Source organism: Actinomyces sp. MRS3W, from assembly GCF_032465695.1.
Lineage (GTDB): Bacteria > Actinomycetota > Actinomycetes > Actinomycetales > Actinomycetaceae > Actinomyces.
This window is the reverse complement of record NZ_JAWDJJ010000182.1, coordinates 1-2,080: the sequence shown is the minus strand read 5'-3', so window position 1 is coordinate 2,080 and position 2,080 is coordinate 1. Positions and strand designations below refer to the sequence as shown.

Genomic DNA, 2,080 nt, shown 5'->3' with positions numbered 1-2,080 from the left:
GGTTCGTCCCAGGGGGCGGTGCGTCCGGCGTCCTCGCGGGGGCCGTCCGTGGAACTGCGGCTCATACGGTCACCTCGTCTCGAAGCGCCTCGAGTTTGGCGGCGCCAATACCGGAGACCTCGGTGAGATCGTCGACGGCGGCGAAGGGGCCGTGCTCCTCCCGGTAGTCGACGATGCGCTGCGCCAGGGCCGGCCCGATACCGGGCAGGGTCTCCAGTTCGGTCGCCGAGGCGGTGTTGATGTTGATACGGCCCCCGGCTCCGGCGCCGGTATCGCGGGATCCGTCCCCGCTGACGCCGGTCTGCTCCTCCCAGGTGGAAGCGTCCTCGCCCTGGTGCGGGACCCGGACCTGTTCGCCGTCCTGGAGCACGCGGGCGAGATTGAGCTGGTCGGTGTCGGCGTCGGGCAGGGCGCCGCCGGCGGCGTCAATGGCGTCGACCACACGTGAGCCCGCCGGCAGCGTAACCACCCCGGGTGTGGTTACGGCGCCGGCGACGTGAATGACCAGTTCCCCTGTTTCCTCCGCCTCCGGGCCGGCCGACGCCGTCGGGTCGGGTATCGGGGCGGCGGCAGATGGCGCGGTGGCCGAAGGCGTCGGCACGGGCGGGGTTGGGGCAACCAGGACGGTTCGCAGCGCCAGGGCGAATGCGAGCACGATGAGCGCGATTCCCGCGCCGATGGCGGCCCGGGGCGCTAACGCGAGGCGCCGGGGCCGGCGCACGGGGGTGATGGGGTCCGTGGAGCAGGCGATGCGCACGAAGTCCCCCAGGGGGCGTCTGCCGGTTCGGTCTGCCACCCGTTTGCCGCTCATATGTCGACGGTAGAGGCACGCTGCGGGGAGCGTCTCGGGGGCTGTGAACGCCACCGGCGCAGGGTGCGGCGAAGCGAGGATGTGGACGACGGGCTACCGGGGGCGGTCCAGATGCGGCGCGACGACGATTCCGAGGGCGCCGGGGCCCAGATGGACCCGGCTGGCGGGGTCGGCGGGTGAGCGCATAATGGATTCCACAACAGCGCCGGCGGCGACCATGGCGTCGGCGAGATCGTTCTCGAGGGCGCGGCCGTCCGCCGGATCATCCCCGTAGTGGACGGCCAGGCGCACGGGTGCGGCCGGTGGGCGGGGCCCGGTCAGGGCGGTGCCGCCCGCGGCGCGCACCGCCTGCGCAATGAGATGACGCCGGGCGCGGGCAGCGCCGCGGACCGTCTCCACCACACCAATGCCATCGGGGCCGGTGGTGAGGATCGGGCGGATGCCCAGGGCGCCGCCGATGAAAGCGGTCGTGCGGTCGATTCTGCCGCCACGGCACAGGTGGGACAGGTCCTCGACGAGGAAGAACAGGCGGGAGCGGGCGGCGGATTCGCGGGCACGAGCGGCGCCGCGGCGGGCATTATCAGCTTCCGCGGCCGCCAGCACTGCCAGGCCGAGCGCACCTCCGGAGGCCCTCGAGTCGAGGACGGTCACCGACGTGCCCTCTTCCCTGAGCTTTTGCGCCGCTAGTCGGGCGCTGTCCACCGTGCCGGACAGTGCCGCGGTCACGTGCACCGCGAGCACTTCGGCACCGGATTCGGCTGCCTGTCGATAGGCATCGGCGAGTTCGGATACGGTGGGCCGCGCCGTCGTCGGCGGGGCGTCGGCGTCCTCCACGGTGTGCAGCGGGACGACGGTGATGCCGTGTGCCTCAGCGAGCGCGGGCGGTAGGCAGGCCGCCGAGTCGGTGACCACGGTGAGTGACATGCTCGAAGCGTATGCCTCCGGCCGCGCAGCGCATACCGTGCCATACGATGCGGGCATGACGAGCACCACACCGGACCCCGCCGAGATCGCCCGCCTCAAGGCCGAGGCAGCGCAAGCGGCCGCAGACGCCGCCGCCGCGAAGGCCGCCGCGGCCCAGGCAGCCCTGGAGGCGGCGTTGGCCGCTGAGGCCAGCAGCGCCCAGCCCGCGCCGACACCGGAAACCTCTGCGCAGCCGCCCGCGCAGGACGCCGCAAGTACGGAACTGCCCGACTACGCCATCCGGGTCCGGGACGGCTACGACTTCGCCGGCCCCGTACTTCCGGTTGGCACCTACCTCGACTATTC

At 72.7% G+C, this 2,080-nt stretch carries 2 protein-coding genes and 1 pseudogene; 1 reads left to right on the top strand and 2 read right to left on the bottom strand.

The features are described 5' to 3' along the window. Positions 1-61: 61 nt before the first annotated feature. Both RWX45_RS06740 and RWX45_RS06735 read right to left on the bottom strand, forming a co-directional pair. Complete coding sequence (locus tag RWX45_RS06740; protein ID WP_410050691.1) at positions 62-757, bottom strand: helix-hairpin-helix domain-containing protein; 696 nt, start codon at positions 755-757, stop codon at positions 62-64. Positions 758-904: 147 nt separating this feature from the next. Further along, positions 905-1,735: a DegV family protein gene (locus RWX45_RS06735; protein WP_316022975.1), complete on the bottom strand. Its 831-nt coding sequence runs from the start codon at positions 1,733-1,735 to the stop codon at positions 905-907. A gap of 55 nt (positions 1,736-1,790) precedes the next feature. Between RWX45_RS06735 and RWX45_RS06730 the strand changes: the two are divergent. Then, positions 1,791-2,080 (top strand): annotated as a pseudogene (locus RWX45_RS06730) (ATPase); the annotation flags it as partial.

Coding starts and splice junctions, on each gene's coding strand:
- RWX45_RS06735 (WP_316022975.1), bottom strand. CDS start 1,735: ATGTCACTCACCGTGGTCACCGACTCGGCGGCCTGCCTACCGCCCGCG.